Source organism: Paraburkholderia sp. FW306-02-B, assembly GCF_058782725.1.
In genome coordinates, this window is the sequence record NZ_JBYSXZ010000002.1 from 1,889,376 (window position 1) to 1,907,073 (window position 17,698).

14 protein-coding genes and 3 pseudogenes are annotated in these 17,698 nt (G+C 61.1%); 6 read left to right on the top strand and 11 right to left on the bottom strand.

Features of this window, described 5'->3' with window-relative positions:
• Positions 1–31: 31 nt before the first annotated feature.
• The 3 genes from AC3WOG_RS29660 to AC3WOG_RS29670 all read right to left on the bottom strand — a co-directional run bounded on the left by AC3WOG_RS29660 (position 32) and on the right by AC3WOG_RS29670 (position 5,650).
• A complete protein-coding gene (locus tag AC3WOG_RS29660; RefSeq protein WP_492581379.1) occupies positions 32–2,596 on the bottom strand; it encodes an adenosylcobalamin-dependent ribonucleoside-diphosphate reductase in 2,565 nt (854 codons plus the stop codon).
• A gap of 611 nt (positions 2,597–3,207) precedes the next feature.
• Entirely contained in the window at positions 3,208–4,338 is a 1,131-nt protein-coding gene (locus tag AC3WOG_RS29665) for an IS110 family RNA-guided transposase (protein WP_492578406.1), read from the bottom strand.
• Between the two features lie 1,024 nt (positions 4,339–5,362).
• Positions 5,363–5,650 (bottom strand): DUF3331 domain-containing protein, encoded by a 288-nt coding sequence (locus AC3WOG_RS29670; RefSeq protein WP_341319474.1) that lies wholly within the window; start codon positions 5,648–5,650, stop codon positions 5,363–5,365.
• 338 nt (positions 5,651–5,988) lie between these two features.
• On the opposite strand from AC3WOG_RS29670, the gene AC3WOG_RS29675 reads away from it, so the two are divergent.
• A complete protein-coding gene (locus AC3WOG_RS29675; RefSeq protein WP_492581380.1) occupies positions 5,989–7,068 on the top strand; it encodes an AI-2E family transporter in 1,080 nt (359 codons plus the stop codon).
• A 52-nt stretch (positions 7,069–7,120) separates the two neighbouring features.
• Here AC3WOG_RS29675 and AC3WOG_RS29680 read toward each other — a convergent pair.
• Together AC3WOG_RS29680 and AC3WOG_RS29685 are read right to left on the bottom strand one after the other, a co-directional pair.
• A pseudogene (locus tag AC3WOG_RS29680) lies at positions 7,121–7,492 on the bottom strand (esterase family protein); the annotation flags it as partial.
• 129 nt (positions 7,493–7,621) lie between these two features.
• Complete coding sequence (locus AC3WOG_RS29685) at positions 7,622–8,731, bottom strand: OpgC domain-containing protein (RefSeq protein ID WP_492581381.1); 1,110 nt, start codon at positions 8,729–8,731, stop codon at positions 7,622–7,624.
• Between the two features lie 571 nt (positions 8,732–9,302).
• Between AC3WOG_RS29685 and AC3WOG_RS29690 the strand changes: the two genes are divergently transcribed.
• The gene (locus tag AC3WOG_RS29690) at positions 9,303–10,463 is read left to right on the top strand and encodes a porin (protein WP_492581382.1); all 1,161 of its coding nucleotides are present in this window, start codon (positions 9,303–9,305) and stop codon (positions 10,461–10,463) included.
• A gap of 51 nt (positions 10,464–10,514) precedes the next feature.
• Here AC3WOG_RS29690 and AC3WOG_RS29695 read toward each other — a convergent pair.
• The 4 genes and pseudogenes from AC3WOG_RS29695 to AC3WOG_RS29710 form a co-directional block, all read right to left on the bottom strand.
• Positions 10,515–11,039, bottom strand: a pseudogene (locus AC3WOG_RS29695) (NUDIX domain-containing protein); the annotation flags it as partial.
• 142 nt (positions 11,040–11,181) lie between these two features.
• Positions 11,182–11,322, bottom strand: a complete 141-nt coding sequence (locus tag AC3WOG_RS29700; RefSeq protein WP_492581383.1) for a hypothetical protein — start codon at positions 11,320–11,322, stop codon at positions 11,182–11,184.
• Between the two features lie 299 nt (positions 11,323–11,621).
• A complete protein-coding gene (locus tag AC3WOG_RS29705; protein ID WP_492581384.1) occupies positions 11,622–11,996 on the bottom strand; it encodes a DUF1493 family protein in 375 nt (124 codons plus the stop codon).
• A pseudogene (locus AC3WOG_RS29710) lies at positions 11,996–12,482 on the bottom strand (STM2901 family protein). Before AC3WOG_RS29710 ends, AC3WOG_RS29705 begins: the two are co-directional and overlap by 1 nt.
• A 169-nt stretch (positions 12,483–12,651) precedes the next feature.
• Here AC3WOG_RS29710 and AC3WOG_RS29715 point away from each other — a divergent pair.
• The 3 genes from AC3WOG_RS29715 (at position 12,652) to AC3WOG_RS29725 (ending at position 15,015) form a co-directional block, all read left to right on the top strand.
• Positions 12,652–12,984 (top strand): hypothetical protein, encoded by a 333-nt coding sequence (locus tag AC3WOG_RS29715; RefSeq protein ID WP_492581385.1) that lies wholly within the window; start codon positions 12,652–12,654, stop codon positions 12,982–12,984.
• A gap of 139 nt (positions 12,985–13,123) precedes the next feature.
• Positions 13,124–13,402 carry a hypothetical protein gene (locus AC3WOG_RS29720; protein ID WP_492581386.1) on the top strand — a complete coding sequence of 93 codons (279 nt, stop codon included), beginning with the start codon at positions 13,124–13,126 and terminating at the stop codon, positions 13,400–13,402.
• A 677-nt stretch (positions 13,403–14,079) separates the two neighbouring features.
• Positions 14,080–15,015, top strand: coding sequence for a peptidoglycan DD-metalloendopeptidase family protein (locus AC3WOG_RS29725; protein ID WP_492582489.1), 936 nt, complete (start codon positions 14,080–14,082; stop codon positions 15,013–15,015).
• 169 nt (positions 15,016–15,184) lie between these two features.
• On the opposite strand, the gene AC3WOG_RS29730 is transcribed toward AC3WOG_RS29725, so the two are convergent.
• Positions 15,185–16,003, bottom strand: a complete 819-nt coding sequence (locus AC3WOG_RS29730) for an alpha/beta fold hydrolase (protein ID WP_492581387.1) — start codon at positions 16,001–16,003, stop codon at positions 15,185–15,187.
• 399 nt (positions 16,004–16,402) lie between these two features.
• Positions 16,403–16,801 carry a hypothetical protein gene (locus tag AC3WOG_RS29735; protein ID WP_492581388.1) on the bottom strand — a complete coding sequence of 133 codons (399 nt, stop codon included), beginning with the start codon at positions 16,799–16,801 and terminating at the stop codon, positions 16,403–16,405.
• 441 nt (positions 16,802–17,242) lie between these two features.
• Here AC3WOG_RS29735 and AC3WOG_RS29740 point away from each other — a divergent pair, with 441 nt between their 5' ends.
• Positions 17,243–17,698 carry a (2Fe-2S)-binding protein gene (locus AC3WOG_RS29740; protein ID WP_492581389.1) on the top strand — a complete coding sequence of 152 codons (456 nt, stop codon included), beginning with the start codon at positions 17,243–17,245 and terminating at the stop codon, positions 17,696–17,698.

A 17,698-nucleotide genomic window follows, 5' to 3' on the forward strand; every position in this document is an offset into this window, starting at 1 on the left:
CACCGTGGGTGCTCCGGCGCGCGTGGCACGCTCAGCCGCATGCGCCGACTTCGCCGCAGGCGGTGCAAAAATCGCAGCCGTCCTTGCGGATCACCGCATTCGCACCGCACGAGCCGCATTTGCGTCCGAGCATGGTGTGCAGTCCAGGCGCGCCACCGGGTTGCGCGGAGGCCTCTTCAGCGTCGCCCGGATGAGGGCGAATGCCGAAATCCGCCGCCAGCGCGGTTTCGGCCTTCATCTGCCCGCGCGGCAGGCGCGCGAGCATCCGCGACGGCACCTGATTGCCTTCGGCGTCGAGGAAGCCGCGCCGATGCAGAATCTGCTGGATCGCAAAAGCGAGCGCCGCGACTTCCGAATCGTGCCAACGCGGCGTGCGATGGCCGTCGAGCCGTTGCACCTCGCCGAGCCGGACCTGCCCGCGATCCCACGAGACCTTGCGCATATCCTGCAAGTTACGCGCGACAAAGCCGCCGCGCGCGGCGAGCGACAGTGAGCGCATCGTAGCGGTGATCCATTGCTGCGACTCGTCGCGTTGACCGGTCGGGATGAAGAACTCGATAGGGCGCTCGATCGTGACATCTTCGCCGCCGAGCCGTCCCGTCACTTCAATGAACGACGCCGCTACGTACAGCGACTTTTTGCCGGCTTGCGTCAGATACTCGACTTTTTCGATGATCGCCGGCAATTCACCCTTAGGCCGATGGTCGATCGCGATGCGCAGTGGATCGAGGTCCGTTTCGGCCAGGGTGTCGTCCACTTGCTGCGGGCTCACGCTCAGCACCGCGCCGAGCGTTTCGTTGGGCCGGTAAGTGGCAAGGCCCTTGAGCCCGCCTTTCCACGCGTCGAAATAGAGGCTTTCGAACGCTTCGAACGGATAGTCCGCCGGCACGTTCACCGTCTTCGAGATCGACGTATCCACGTAAGGCTGCACGGCGGCCATCATGTCGAGATGGTCGCGCGCGGACATTTCGAGCGCGCTGACAAAATAGTCCGGCAACGTTTTGACATCGCCGCCGAGTTCGCGATAGAGCCGATACGCATAGTCTTCGACGTCGAACGATTCGCGGCCGCCGTCGGCCATCACTTTCATGCGCGTGTAGGTCCACGAGAAGGCGGGCTCGATGCCGTTCGACGCGTTGTCCGCGAATGCGAGACTGACGGTGCCGGTCGGCGCGATCGACAGCAAATGGCTGTTGCGGATGCCGTCGCGGCGGATGGCGTCCTTGATGTCGTCGGGCAGACGCGACGCGAATGTGCCGGCCGCCAGATAGCCCTCGGCGTCGAACAGCGCAAACGCGCCGCGTTCGCGCGCCAGTTCCACCGACGCCTGATATGCCTCGTCGCGCATCAGCCGTGCGATGCGCACCGCGAAATCGCGTCCTTCCTGCGAGTTGTAGCGCAGGCCGAGCATCACCAGCGTATCGCCGAGCCCGGTGAAGCCCACGCCGATACGCCGCTTGGCGCGCGATTCGTCGTATTGCTGCGGCAGCGGCCACAGCGTGACGTCGAGCACGTTGTCGAGAAAGCGCACTTGCGTGCGCGTGCGTTGGGCGAGCCCGTCCCAGTCGAAGGAAGGCTTGCCGCCTTTCATTTGCGCGAACGGATCGATCACGAAGCGCGTGAGATTCAACGGACCGAGATTGCAGCAGCCGTACGCCGGCAGCGGCTGTTCGCCGCACGGATTGGTGGCGCGGATGGTTTCGAGCGCGCGCAGATTGTTGTCCTCGTTCATGCGCGACATGAACACGATACCGGGCTCCGCGACATCGTAGGTGGAGCGCATGATGCGATCCCAGATTTCGCGGGCAGGCTTCTCGCTGTAGACCCACAAGCCGTCGTCGCGTTGCCGCACATCGCCGGCGGCACGCAACGCGGGCGACGGATCTGCGCGATGGACGAGCTGCCAGGGTTGATCTGCTTCGACGGCGCGCATGAATTCATCGGTGACCGCGACCGACACATTGAAATTGTTCCAGCGGCCTTTCGAATGTTTTGCTTCGATGAACTCGAGCAGGTCGGGATGATTGCAATCCAGCACAGCCATTTGGGCGCCGCGCCGCGAGCCGGCGCTTTCGACGGTGCGGCATGACGCATCGAACACATCGATATAGCTGCACGGTCCAGACGCCGACGAACTGGTGGTATGAACGCGCGCGCCTTTGGGCCGGATAGCGGAGAAGTTATAACCGACGCCGCCGCCGCGGCGCATCGTTTCAGCGGCTTGCAGCAACGCCACGTAAATGCCGGGCAGGCCTTGCTCGTCGACACCCTGAATCGAATCGCCGACCGGTTGCACGAAGCAATTGATGAGGGTGGCTGCGATGCCGGTTCCGGCCGCGCTCATGATGCGGCCGGCGCCGAGCGCGCCGTGACGCAGATTGTCGACGAAGCGTGCTTCCACCGATTCGCGCAGCGCTTCCGGTTCGGCTTGGGCGACGCCGTGGGCGACGCGTTTGAATACGTCGTCGGCCGATTGCTCGTCGCCTTTCGCGTATTTTTCGAGCAGAACGTCGAGGGAGAATTGTTGCGGCGCAACTAGTGAGGCAGCGGGCGCCGCTGTCACTGCTACGCCGGTTTCGGGGGTGTCTTCTGCCATGGTATGGCCTCTAACGGCGCTGAAGGGCTCGCAGCGCGATGGGTGGGATTGCGGGTCACTATAGCGCGACCCGTGGCGTGGTCGGGGTGACTTGCCGCAATGAGGCCCACATTAACGCAGGCGGCGGGCGTGGCGCAAGGTCGCAATTTGGGGAATTTTCCTGGGTTTGTTTGCCTGCTCGGCGCTTCTGGTTGTACGCCTGGGGTGTTGGCCTTTCCTTGATTTATTAGTGGTCTATTAGCGTCGCCCCTGTGCGGGGCAGGCACTTACTTTCTTTGCCGCCGCAAAGAAAGTAAGCAAAGAAAGCGGCTTCACACCGCTGATATGACTCCCGGTGTCAATCGGGATCGGTTTTTCGGTTTCTCAAATTCATATTTACCTGAATTTCCTGAGGGCGACGTAGCAGTACATCTCGACGGTGGATCACGCTGATATCCGCGGGTTGGGTACCGCATTACAGAGGTCCGCCCAATGAGCCTGCCGCAATCTAAAGCCGCAAGTCGGATGCAATCCGTTGCGTAGCGGTGTCGCGGGTTACTCGTGTGCCGGGCTACGCCGCCTTCAGGAAACTCCTCCAGTGTCAGGTTGGGGCAACGGGGCTGGATGTTGCATCATGCCAGGCGCACCTCGTGCGGTACGGCCAGCGACATCGCGAGCCGGCTGACGTCCCAGATAAAACCTGCCAGTTCGCGGGCAACCGCGACCACCGCGATGTTCTTCTGCTTGCCGCGCGCGATGAGCTTGCGATAGCGTCGGCACAGCCGCACCTGTGCGTCCCAGGCGCGATCCACGATCGGCTTGGGGATACCTTCGTGGCGGCGCTGGATGTCGGGACTGACACGGGCCGTATGCCGGTAGCTCCAGGCCGCTTCGACGAGCAGCTTTCTCGCGTAGCTGTTGCCGTTCTTCGTGATACTGCCCTGCCGGCGCTTCTCGCCTGACGAGTGTTCCGAGGGCGTCACGCCCAGCCAGGCCATCAGCTGGCGCGGATGGGCAAAACGCGACAGGTCACCCAGCTCCGCGAGCATGCCCACGGCCGTGGTGAACTGCACGCCGCGCATGGTCTGCAGGCCCAGCACGGCCGGATAGAAGCGCCAGTTGGGGACCGCTTCGCGCAACGCGGCCTCCAGTCGCGCGCATTGAGCGAGGCGGTCCTCGATGGTGCGCCGATGTTCCTCGAACGCCAGCTGCTGCCATGCACTGTCGAATGCATGCGCGCCCAGCCAGCGCTGGTGCGCCGGTCCCCAGTCGGCACGGCCTGTATAGCGCACCCCATGCGAGAGCAGGAAAGCCTTCAGCCGTTGCCGTGCACGCTTCAGATCATCTTTGGCGCTGACCCAGGTACGCGCCAGATCGCGGAACGCTTCGTCGTCCACGCCGGGCACGTACACGGCTGACAGGTCGCCAGCGCGCAGTGAGCGCACGAGCTTCACGGCATCACGCCGATCGGTCTTGACCCGCTCGCCTGGTTTTTTGGGAATCAGCGATGGCGCGCACACCATGCAGTCGAAACCCTTGTTCACGAGTTGACGGTAAAGCCCGTAGCCGCACGGGCCTGCCTCGTAGACGAACCGGATGCGTGGCGCCTTTGACTGCAGGCGCTTGCACAGGCGATCGATATCGGCCTGCCTCGTACCGGTCTTGCCGAGCAGTTCAACCTCGCCCGCATCGAGTGCATAGGCAACCGTGATCGAATCCTTGTGAACGTCGCAACCGACGTACAGCGTGCTATCGTGTTCCATGCTGGCCTCCGTGCCGGAATTCGCCGGGTGCGGCCCGTCCGCACCGTGCGGCTCTGGTAGCAATGCTAACCCGCGTTTGATTCCTCACGGCAGGCCAGCCCTTGCCTCACGGGAGTCATACTGTCTAATTCTTAAGCGGGTTCCCTGGCTTGGAGGAGGCAGTGGAGCATCTGGAATCGGTGTTCCCGCACACTCCGCGCCGGTGACAAGGCAGTCATACTTCCGGCGGCGCTACGCGCGCCGTGGCGGTACTTCACAGAACCGTCGGTCGTTTTCGTGCCTGCGGTTATCCAGGTGTAGTGGCTTGTCTTCGCTGCACTAGCGACGCTTCCGTGCCTACGGTTGTTCAAACGTAAGGGATTGCCTCTGCTGCGCTCGCCTAACTCGCGGCTACGTTGCGTTCGGCGAAGTGGCCCGCACTCCCACCATTTAGCGCTTCGCCGAGGTGAAGCCGATGGCCCCCACCGCGCACAAACGAAGCCACTGGTTTCCCTTGCAGACGATTCCGGCGAGCACGCAGTGCGAGGCGGGAAGAATGATGCCGGAGGCACACACGCCCCATTGGTTTTAAGAAGTACCGCCACGGCGCGCGCAGCGCCGCCGGAAGAATGACGGCCTTGTCACCCGCGCCGAATGTGCGAGAGTACCGATTCCAGATGCTCCACTACCTCCTCCAAGCCAGGGGACCCGTTTAAGAATTAGCGGTGTGAAGCCGCTTTCTTTGCTTACTTTCTTTGCGGCGGCAAAGAAAGTAAGTGCCGGCCCCGCACAGGGGCGACGCTAATAGACCAATAACAAATCAAGGAAAGGCCAACACCCGAGGCACACAGACAAAAAGCGCCGAGCAGGCAAACAGCACAGGGGCAACGCTAATAAACCAATAAGAAAGCAAGGAAAGGCAACGCCATAGGCAAACAACCAAAAAGCGCCGCGCAGGCAAACAGAGAAAGCCACCGCGTGCAACATTTGCACGACTAAAAAAACAAAACAAAATCAGAAAGAAGAATGAAGAAAAACGAAAAAATCAAACTTCATCAGCGAGAGCGCACAACACCTCAGCTGAAATCATCGCCGAAGCATTAGAAGGCGCCGGCCGCTCAGCCGGTTTAAAAACAGCATCTCCGCGGCGAATCTTCCGCCGCGACACAGCGCATGTACCGGAAGTGTGCGCCGACCGCCGGCGCCACCGCTGCTCGCCATAATGGCAGCGCCCAGGCTCGACCCAGCGGATCACCAGCGTCGTGTCGGAGCGCTCGAGAATCTCGATGCGTACGCCATTGGCACCGTCAAGGGGGATGGACTCTATGGTCATCATGGTCGGCTCCGTAGTGTGGTCCGCCGAATGTAGTCCCACGCGCCCTGGATAGCCATTGTGCCGCAGTTGAAACACTGTTCCCGAATTAGCAACAATGAAACTTGACATTCGCATTCACGCGAAACGACGGGGCTTCGCGGGCATTATCGAATCAGATTTTGCGATAGCGCGGATTTTTGCAACGCAGTGTTGTATGCAGCGCGACGAGAGGGGCCGTCTGTAAAGGGCGCCGGCGCTTCCTTTAAGATGTGAATATGGTTGAGCGGCCGTGCAATGCAAGTGTAGCGGGTTTGCATTTTTCCGGTCGGCTCGCGCACATATCGACAAGAGGTCACATGATTTCACTCCCCCCGGTTGCTCCGCCCGAATCGCCGACACCCAGTTGCCTGAAAAAGCAGAAGGCCGCGTCGCTCGTGTTGTACATCGCACTGGTGCTGCTGGCGTTATGGGTCGTACGGGACTTCATTGCGGTGGTGGCCTGGGCGGGCGTCATCGCGATCGCTCTGTGGCCACTGTTGCGCAAGGTAGAGGGGAGCCGCTGGTTCACCGGCCGCACCACGCTGATCGCCGCGCTGTTGACGCTCGCGATCGCACTGCTGGTGGTGTTGCCGGTCGGCATCGGCATCGCACAAGCGTTACGCGAAGCCCGCGACCTGTCGGACTGGTTCAGCGCCGCGCAGGAAAACGGCATCGCGATGCCGAGCTTCATCGAGCGTTTGCCGTTCGGCGTGCAACAGATTTCGGCGTGGTGGCAAGCCAACCTCGCTCAGCCGTTACGCGACTCGGCAGTGATGAAAGGCCTGCACAGCACCACGGTGATGACGCTCGGGCGGCACTTCGGCGCGCGCGCGGCGCACGGCGTGATGGTGTTCGCGTTCATGCTGGTCACGCTGTTCGTGATTTTTCAGACGGGGCCGCGTCTGTCCGGGGCGATTCTCAAAGGCGTGCGGCGCGGCTTCGGCGACGACGGTGCGCACCTCGTCGAGCGCATGGCCGCGGCGGTGCGCGGCACGGTGTCAGGGCTGGTCGTGGTCGGATTCGGCGAGGGCGCGTTGATCGGCATCGCTTATTTCGTCACGGGCTTGCCGCATGCCGCGCTGCTCGGACTCGTCACGGCGATCGCCGCGATGCTGCCGTTCTGCGCGCCGATCACGTTTTTCCTCGCGGCCTTGTGGCTGTTCTCGCAAGGCTCCGTTGCCGCCGCCATCGGCCTGGCGGTGTTCGGCTCTATCGTGGTGTTCATCGCCGAGCATTTCGTGCGGCCGGTCCTGATCGGCAACTCGACGCGTTTGCCCTTCCTGCTGGTGCTGTTCGGCATTCTCGGCGGCGCGGAAACGTTCGGGCTGCTGGGCCTGTTCATCGGGCCCGCGCTCATGACCGTGCTCATGGTGCTGTGGACCGATCTCGTGCAATAGTTGCACGCCGGCCAGTTGTCCCGCGATCAGGAACGACACCTGATTCGCAAGCTCACTTTTCCTGATCGTGCGAAGCCGGCTTCACGCAGCCGAGCGTGTATTTCAGCGCGGCCGGCAGCAATGCGCGCCACACATCCCATGTGTGGCCGCCGTCGATGATGCGCAGCGACGCCGGATTGCCCGCCAGCCGAAGATGCGTGTAGAGCGACGACGCGTCGGCCTGGATAGCGAGGTCGTCGTCGCCGGCGGCGATGAACATGGGCAGACGGTAGGGACGGCTCATATAGCGCTCCCATTGCGCGGGATAGTTGAGCGCATGCCAGACCCGCGGATCGAACTGCCAGTCGCCGAATACACCGACACGGCGGGCCGCCGAAGCAAGAGGCGGCTCGTTCGCATAGATCGCGGGGCTCAACAGCAGCAAGTAAGCGCATGTCAGGGTAGGAGGCGACCGCGCAGGTCGCGCGCGGCCATGATGCTATCAGTATCGGCAGTGGGCGCGGGCAGTGGCGACGGCAATGCGGCGAGCGATCGCAGGCGCGGGGCGTCGCTCTCAGGGCGAAGTGCCCAGGCGCCGGGCAGTGAGCCGGGCACAGAAGCGCGTGAACGGCTCCGACGCTTTCGCGGCAACGAACAACGCGCCCACCGCGAACGCGTCCGCGAGGAGGCCGAGCGGATAGTTCAGATAGCCGTCGGTGGCCGCATACAGCACCGAATCGACGACCAGCGAAATCACCGCGCCGGCGATAAAGCACAACAGTCCCTTGCGGCCAATCATGCCGACCCACGGCAACCATTGCGCGAGCTTCTTCGCCCAGCCAAGCTCGATCAGATTCGCGACCAGCCAGGCAATCGCGAGGAAATTCACCGCGCGCAAGTATGAGAGATTCTGCTTGAAGCTTCCGTCGAGCGGCTCGCGTTCGATAAAGAGCCTGTAGTACGCGGCGGCCGCGACCACGGCGAGCGCCAGCACGCTGAGCAGCCAACCCAAACGGTGCGCGCTGACCCGCTGATAGACCGGCTGGCAACGCGCCAGCACACCGAGCACGAACAGCAGTTGCCAGGCGAACGGGTTGAAGTCCCAATGCGTATCCGGCGCGGCGGGCAAATAGGCGTCGATCGCCGGGGCGCCGGCCCACAACGAGACGCTGCCCGCCAGCAACAGCAACGGCTTGTTGCGCGCGAGCGGCAGAATCATCGGCACCAGCAGGGCGAAGATCGCGTACATCGGCAGCACCGAAGCGAGATACGGCTGACGGCGAAACAGCAGGATATCGCGCAAGGCGGCCACGGGCGCGTCGATCAGATCGTCGAGATCGGTGGTGGCGAGATTGGGCCCGTCGATGCTGAACGCGGTGAGCACCGCGCTGACCAGCAGCATCAAGCCGGCTGTGACAAGGAACGCGCGATAGATTTCCAGCGACCGCCGCAAGAAGCGGCTGCGCGCGATCGCCTCGGTACGCCGTTCGGCCAGCGCCGCGTAGGCGGTTGCGGTAGCGAAGCCGCCGAGGAACACGAACACTTCGGCTGCATCGCATAAAGCGTACGCATGCAGGGTGACGTGCGACAGGATGCTGCCGCCGATATGGTCGACGACGATGATCAGTAAAACCAGCCCGCGAAAAAAATCGAGCTCGATGAGACGGGATTGCGACTTTTGCATTGTGTGGTGCCAGGTCATGCATCAGGCAGCCCCATGAGACGGCGCGCTAGTCCAGCGCGGCGGGCGTCTCACAAGGCTTTTGAATTGGATTGGGTGCGGCGGATGGCCGCCCCGCGGATGGCCGCCCCGCGGATGGCCGCCCCGCGGATGCGCGACCCGCGTCGCCGCTTTCAAGCCGGCACACAAGGCACGGCTGCAGGGGCAGTAAAATGACTCGTTCGAAAGCGGGGAGTTCCGCTGCGGCGCCGCAAAAACTTTCAATTATATTTGTTTGGGTGACAAAAACGCTTGCAGCCATGCGATGCCAGACCATGTCCCATCTGACGGCGGGCTCAAGTGCGGGCGGCGCGGCGCCATTTACCTGAATATGTGCCGCTGCAACAGCCGTCCAAGAGCGCTCGTGGAGATTTCGCAACGTTTTGAGATATGGCAGCGACACCTGATGGACGGCAGGCTATCGGCGTGTGAGGATTTCTTTAAATTGGGTCGGGGTTGATAACGGCGTTGTCAGAGCGTCATAAGAAAGCGGTCAGGTCGAGTTGTCCCATTGCTCGAGTGCAGGGAGATCTTCATGAACAAGCAAGTGTTCGCGCTGGCTGTCTCCGCCGCTGTGTCCGTTACATTTGCCGCGCCCGGGTTCGCCCAGACCAGCGTGACCTTGTATGGCGTCATCGATGAAGGCATCAACTACACCAACAATGCCGGCCGCGGCCATGTCTATGAACTGGCAAGCGGCGATGCGCAAGGCAGCCGCTGGGGTCTGAAGGGCTCGGAGGAATTGGGCGGCGGGCTGAAGGCGATCTTTCAACTGGAAAACGGCTTCGACGTCAATTCCGGGCGGCTCGGCCAGGGGGGGCGGATGTTCGGCCGCCAGGCCTTTGTCGGCCTGAGCGCGGAGCGATATGGCGTATTGACGTTCGGCCGCCAGTACGACTCGGTGGTCGATTATCTGGCGCAGACCACGGCCAACGGCAACTGGGCCGGCGCGCTGTTCTCGCATCCCTACGATAACGACAACACCGACAACACGTTCCGCCTCGACAACACGGTCAAGTACACCAGCCCGCAGATTTCCGGCTTCCAGTTCGGCGGCACCTACAGTTTCAGCAACGATACGAACTTCGCGAACAATCGCGCGTACAGTTTCGGCGGCCAGTACGCCTATGGCGGCCTGCTGGTGGCGGCCGCGTATCTGCAGGCCGACAATGCCGGCAACGGCTCAAACGGCGCGATCACCGCGAACGACGCCAGCTTCATCGCCGCCCGCATGCGCGTGTTCGGCGGCGGCATCAACTACACCTTCGGGCCGGCCACTGCCGGCTTCTCGTACAGCAACTCGAATTACCGGGATCCGACCGGCAACGGCTATCTCGGCGTCACGCCGCTGGTGCCGCCCGGCGTATTGCTGAACTCGCTCAAGTATCAGAACTTCGAAGTGAACGGCAAGTATCAGATCACGCCGATGCTGTTCGTCGGCGCACAGTATGTGTACACGATGGAAACCTTTGACGCATCGAGCGGCGGCGTGAAGCCGAAGATCCACTCGTTCGGCTTGATGGCGGACTACAACTTGTCCAAACGCACCGACGTGTACATTCAGGGCGCGTATCAGCGGGTGACCGGCGACTCGACGTATTCGATTCTCGACGACGCCTTTATCCCCGGCACCCAGGCGCCTTCATCGACGTCGAAGCAGGTGGTGGTGCGCGCGGCGATACGGCACAAGTTCTAGCGGCGGGCGCGCGTCATACTTCGAGCGGGCGCCATTAGAAGTCGCCCATGCTTACTCGCCGAACAGATTCAGCGTCGCATACTGCAACAGCATGATCGTCTTGCCGTCGACGATCTCGCCGCGCTCTATCATCGCCAGCGCTTCGTTCACCGGCAGTTCCAGCACTTCGATATCTTCGCCTTCGTCAGCGATCCCGCCGCCTGCGCCGACCTTCGCCACGGCATCGTATTCGGCGACAAAAAAATGCAGCTTTTCCGTCACCGATCCCGGGCTCATGAACGCTTCGAAGACTTTGCGCACGTCGTGCACGCGATAGCCGGTTTCCTCTTCGACTTCCGCACGAATCCTGGCTTCCGGTGACGCCATTTCCAGCAGTCCCGCCGGCGCTTCGATCAGCATGCCGTGGTGGCCGTTGATGAAGGCCGGCAGACGGAATTGCCGCGTCAGCACGACCGTGCGCCGGCGCGGATCGTACAGCAGCAGCGTGGCGCCGTTGCCGCGGTCGTAAGTCTCGCGGCTCTGACGCTGCCAACTGCCGTCGGCGCGCCGGTAGTCGAAGGTGGTTTTCTTCAGTAACTAACACCAAACCGCAGAAGCCATACACCGTAGGCGTTACAGCCAATCCGTCGATCCGCCATAAACCGTTTTACCCCGCCATTGCCCCAAAGCAAAAAGGCCGCATGGCTAGCGGCCCCTTTGGCGGTGCAATCAGTTGCAGTCATTCTACCTTCGCGGGCAGTGCATTGCCCTTGGCATCGCGGCCCAAGAGGCGGTTGAGGCGGGCCATGCCGCACGCAAAACCCTGCTCGCGCGCAAAATCCAGAATCTTTTGGGTCTTCCAGGCGGCAGCGCCGTGCATGGTGACAAATTGACTATCTGCTTTTAACCTTCGGGTTGCCCCGCCCCCGGCGCGGGACTACAGACCCGGATTCTACGCGAGCTTGTCAGCGCTGCGGGGGCATAGCGCGCAAGCCCTTCATGGGGCTCGCCAATGCAGTTGCAGTAGTCGTGTAATCAATTACGCGGGCGTCAGTGATGATGGCTCCGGCCCGAAGGCCAGGCCTGACGATTGACAAACGCCCCGCTGCAATTAATTGCAAAAAAGCTAGGTGCCCCCTGGCTCGTTTCGGCCCCTGATATTTAGGGGCCATTTTTTGTCTAAGCCGTTGCTCCCCCGCACGCCGCCTTGATCTCTTCGGTGTCCCATTTCCCGCGTCGCATGGCTTCAGCCAGCATTCCCAAGGTCAGCGGCACGAGGTCCGGCCTGCGGTGACGCTTGGAGAACAACCCGATCAGCGATGAAAGCAGTTGCTGGCCTTCGGGGCCGAAGTAGCGTCTATACGGAAAGCCTTGCGCCTGTACGTTGAACGTCGCGGCCCACTTGTCGATAAATTCCACAGCATCAAGGCCGGTCACTCCAAGGTCTTCTTCGAACCTGCTGGATGGCGTCAACTTCAGCGGCCCGCCAAAGATGGGACGACCCAACTCCTCGCGGGTAAAGGCTTCAAGCCTGTTCCAGATATCGTTTTCCATTAAAGCAGCCTGTCCTCAGGCTTCGCGAGGCGGTTATAGGTCGTCAAAGTATGGCGCATGATCTGTATCGCATCGATCGCCAGAAATACCTCCCCAACCACAGGGACCATCCGACCGACGAACGCACCAAGGTTCCGCCTGAAAGCGATGCGGACGCCCTTTAGACCAACCGATGTAATCATCGGCAAACGCACGGCGACTTTGAACGGTAGCAGCTTGCGAGCGGTGAGGGAGGCAACTGACGTGCCTTCGGTTACCGGCCACCGGTATATCTGCCTGCCCTAATAGCACTGCCGCCGCTGCTGTCAGATCGTCCAGACCGAGTTGCTTGGCGGTCTCATCAAGTGCCACGTACGCGAACAGGTCCGCAGGTTTAAGGTTTCGGTGTATGCCGAATGTGTACAGGTTATCGCTCATTGTGCCCCCGCTGAATGAGCCGATTTTAACTGAGGAATTCACGGGCGCGATATTTGAGATGCAGATCATGCGCAATGCATTCCGTCTGTAACAACCCTGCTAAAAAATAAACGTCATGTTGCCTTGTCGCCGGTTGGGGCGTTTTCGCGTTGATTCAACGTCGAATTATTCAGCAGAGACTTTTCATTGATTTTTACCCGACTTGCACCTCCAGGGAAAATAATTATCGAGGCATAGGATGGGTGGTGCAGCATTAACAATTGAACGGAGTCAACACCATGTCAGTAACCTAAAGGCGCAGCCTTCGCTACCAAAAAAGGTTTGCCGGGTATGCCAAAAGGAAAAAGAGCGATCTGAGTTTAGTAAAAACCGGACAAGCAGGGACGGTTTGGTTTATTTCTGTAAAGAGTGTTCAAAGGCTATGTATCAGGCAAATAAAAATAAATGCCTGGCCTACCAGGCCAAGCGAAACAAACTCCTTCAGGCAGTGAAGGCGGATGAGGCGCGTACTAAAAAGCTCGAAGCAGAAATCGTTGCCTGCCAGCAAGTGCAGCAGGAAATGGCGGCTTAATAAGAAAAAAGCCCAGCTTTTAGACTGGGCTTAAAAAAAGGGTTTCGGTGGTGGCAACCAACGCAAAACCGCACAATAGGAAATCAGTATAGCTCTTATTGTGCGGGTCATCAAATACTGCATTTTATGGAACTGTATCATGAAGAACGATCAAGCTGAAATCAAGGCTGTTTCCACAGCCGCCCCCGCCGTTTGTCAAAACCCCACGCAATCAATTGCGCCAGCGTTCGACCGGTCATCGTACGTACCGGATGAGCATCGACGTGGCCCGCGCATCCGCCGCGCGACCGATCCGTCTAAAGTACGCGCGCTCGTTACGCCCCGTGACAAAGAACCTTGGGTTGCCCTCCGCGCCGCAAACGTGAAAGCTTTGGGGCCGCGTGGCGCGATCATGTTTGACTACATCGCCCAATGGTAGCGGACATAAAAACCGCAGCAAAAAACCGCCACAATAACCGTTCATACCCGATCCGTTATCTGCGCGATAGCGGACAAAATTCGACGCACCCTGCGTCAAATATTATCTGCGTGCCACGTGGGGTCGTCAGCCAGCCGACGTGACGGCGGATGCGGTGAAAGCGTTGCGTTGACCTTTGTGGATTGCGCTCAGTGGGCGCAAGCCGTATTTCCCTCACGCGTTTCATCCACGCTTGCCCTCGCTCCGACCGCCGATTCAAGTTCTGGCGGCCTTTTGCCGTTAAAGCCAAGGTTATCGTCCGTTCGTCGAGGCGGAACTGTTGCCGGCTTTTCCGATGGTGTTCAGGCGCATTGTGCGACGCCCAGCCAGCGACCGGCTGCGATACCGTGCGTAAGGTTTGTATCAGAGTGTTTGGCACGGCGCGTTTTTTGCAAAATGCACTTTACAATTCCGGTGGAATTTTAATCGGCAATCTGGCCCTTTTCGCGGAAGATCGCCGGTTTTAGGGCAACCCGCTGAGGGTGACAGGACTTGAATAAACGGCAGGGCATGGGTGGGCGCCGCACGAGGCGGCCTCGCCGTGTCGCATGGATCGCAGCGCGTCGTACGAACGCGCGCATCGCTCGCGACACGCCGGCACCCCGGCTCGCCAATGAATAAAGCAGGAGTCGAACATGTTGGGAAAGCGTTTCGACAGAACAATGATGGCCAGTTTGGCCGGCGTGTGGGTCGCGCTGGCGGTCAGCGGTTGTGCGAATGTGGGGCAGACGGGTGATGCATCCAGTGCGTCGGCTGCGTCCGGCGCGGCGGCTTCGGGGGCCACGGTGGCTTCGGCGCCGCCCGCGTCCGACGCGGCTGCGGGTGGCGCGGCTCAGGCAACAGCCAATGACGGCGCGCCGCTCAAGAAGGCGCCGCAGCTGGTGTATCGCGTTAAACGTGGCGACACGTTGGCGCGTATCGCGCAGCATCACAATTGCGGTGCCAGACAATTGCAGGCATGGAATGGCCTGAGGCCGTCCTCGCGACTGAAGCCGGGGCAGGTGCTGCACGTCGCCTCGCCTGAAACGGTACAGGCGGCCAACGCGGCGGCGGCCGCCGCGAAGGCTGCGGCTGCGTCCGCGCCGGCTGTGCCGCTAGCGGCTCAGTCATCATCGGCGCCGGCGGCGGCAGCCACGCAGTCGGCCGCGCCCAGCGCCGCTGATGCGCGCCAAGTCGCGCAGCAAACCATGCGGCACGCGAAAGGCGTCTCGCTGGCCTGGCCGGCGGGCGGCAAGGTAGTCGAGGGCTTCCAGGCTGGCGAAACGCGTGGCATCGAGATCGGCGGCAAGGCGGGCGACCCGGTGCGGGCCGCGGCCGACGGCAAAGTGATGTACGCGGGCACGGGTCTGAACGGCTACGGCAGTCTGATTATCGTCCAGCACAACAAGGACTTTCTGACCGCCTACTCGCATAACCGCAAGCTGCTGGTCAGGACCGGCGACATTGTGATGCAAGGGCAGCAGATCGCCGAGATGGGCGACGAAAAGAACTCGCGCGTCTCAGTCGGTTTCGAGTTGCGCCGCGATGGCAAGCCGATCGATCCGATGCCGTATTTGCCGCAAGGGCGCGGCTAAGCGCAACTCAGCACGACTCGGCGCAACTCAGCACAGAAGCGTTTAACCTGCGATTCTCGCAGCGCATCTAAAAGCATCGGCCCCGCTAGCGATTCGCCGGGCCGATGCTGTGTCACATCTGAGCGTCCGGATCCGATACCGAACGGTATCGGGTATCGGCCACGCGTATTCAATCGAACCAACGCAGCGCCGCCGCGACGATCGCCTCGGGCGCATCTTCCTGCATCAGGTGACCGGCCTTCGCCACTGCCTGGAAACGCGCCTCCGGTATCGCACCGGCTAGTTGACGGCCGCGTTCGAGCGGAATCCATTGGTCCGCTTCGCCCCACAGGATTTGCGTCGGACAGCGCACCTGCGGATAGCGCGCTTCGACTTCATCGGTGTAGCGCTGATCCATTTGTGCGATCTGCCGGTAGAACGCGGCTTGTCCGGTTTCGCCGAGCCACGGCCTCACGTAAGGCGCGAGTTCCTCGTCCGGAATATCGCGTGCGATGGCGCCGCGCACATACGCTTTCACCACCGCTTCGTGGATAGTCGGCGGCAGTCCGGCGAACGCGTCGCCGTGCTCGCGCACGTGCCGCACGAACGGCGAACCCCACGGCGCGACGGCGACCGGATCGATCAGCGTGAGACTGCGATAGTCGCAACCGTCGATCAGATGTGCGCGCAACGAAGTCGCGCCGCCGAAATCATGCGCAATGACGTCCGGACTCTTCAGTTGCCAATGCGCGAGCAACGCTGCCAGCAGCACGTTCTGCACGCCGAGCGACACGTCCTGGCCATCGCACTGTTGCGATTGGCCATAGCCAAGGAGGTCGTAGTAATAGACGGTGCGAATCTGCGCGAGATGCGGGGCGATGCGATGCCACACATACGAAGAAAACGGTGTGCCATGAATCAGCACCAGCGGCGGGCCGTTGCCGGTCACGTGAAAGCGCACGGTTTGATCGCGGAACGTATAGCTGTCGGCAAGCGGCCAGTTTTGCATAGCGGTGAGGATCCCGAGAAAGTTCGCTTACCTTAACAGGCTCGCGCGAAGTGGGTTGATTGGCCTTACGTAGTGCATCCGTTGAGTACATCCCGCAAAACCTCACCTTTGTTTTATTCAGCAAAGCCAGGCAATTGCAAACATCACACCGCTCGATTGACCTCTGAGCAGTATCGGGACAGCGAACTATTACGAATCGAGCACAAATTGCCTTTAAATAAGGTGTCGTTGTGTCAGACAGAGCCGGAAAGCCTGGTAATCATCCAGGGCGAGCCGATTCTCCGGGCAAGTGGACGACGCTTTATCGTTCAGAATGCGTGCTCTGCCATGGTGAGGATATTCGGGAGCCGAAGGCTTCTTCGGCTAACCTCGATGAAGCGAGCCAGGTAGCGCAACCGGCTAGCTGGCGTCGACGCCGCGCAGCAGCTGCGCGACCTGGCCGTGGTGATGCAGGATCGCCGGATCAGCCTGCAACAGCGGCAGATAGCGCGGCAGAAAAGCATTGTCGGGCTGCTCGGCCGAAAAGAGACCCGTGACCCCTTCAACGGCGGCGAGCCGGTCGGCCGAATCGGCTTCCTTGTCGTCGAGAGTCTCGTCGACGTTCGCGATGACGGTGGACAGCGGCGTGAGCCAGCGAAACCCCGAACCGTTGATGAGCACCTGCAGGAATGCCGCCGGCGTCACCGGGCCGAACTCCTTTTCGTACGACGCGCGTTCGTGATCGAGAATCGCCTTGTGCAGCGCCAATAGCGGCCTGCGAATCTCCGAGAGGAATTGAATGCTTTGCTGGTCGTTCATGGTGTCGCTCCTGTCGCGCTCCTGTCGGATAGTCAGGCCGGATCAAACCGGGTGATCGGATCAAGCCAAACCCATCCTAACAAAATCGCTCAGCAATGAATCAAGAAGAATTCAGTAATCGCGCGAACTGCGTTGGCGCGAGCCAATGAGCCGATGCTAATGCATTGATTTGAATCTCGTTTCAGCTTCAGCGCACGGCGGGGCGGACCGTTTGCCCGCGCGAAATTGTATGACGTGGCGGCGAACTTCTTTCGCGGCGGCTACAATTTCCCCGTCCCTTCCGGCGCTCTCGCGCTGTGCATGATCTTCCGTTTCAATTGCACACCAGTCTGGCTGCGTATTAGTACGGCTTGTCGAATAAACACGGCACGTCTTTGCGTTTTGGTTCAACGTCCCCGTCTAAACAGCCTGATAAACAATAAACCCCACTCGGAGCCGCCTATGACAACGCTTAATATCAACGGCCAGATCCATACCGTCGACGCGCCGCCCGACATGCCCCTCTTGTGGGTCTTGCGCGACATCGTCGGCTTGACCGGCACCAAGTTCGGCTGCGGCATTGCTCAATGCGGCGCATGCACCGTACATCTCGACGGCGTCGCGGTGCGCTCGTGCGTGCTGCCGGCGGCCGCGGTCGGCGACAAGAAAATCACCACCATCGAAGCGGTCGGCAGCACGCCTGCCGGACAGAAGGTCCAGCAGGCGTGGCGGCAACTGGATGTCGTGCAATGCGGATACTGTCAGTCGGGGCAGGTGATGTCGGCGGCATCGCTGCTGGCGAGCAACCCGAATCCCACCGATGCGGACATCGACGCCGCCATGGCCGGCAACATCTGCCGCTGTGGGACGTACAACCGCATCCGCGCGGCGATCAAGCAAGCCGCGAAGGGAGCCTGA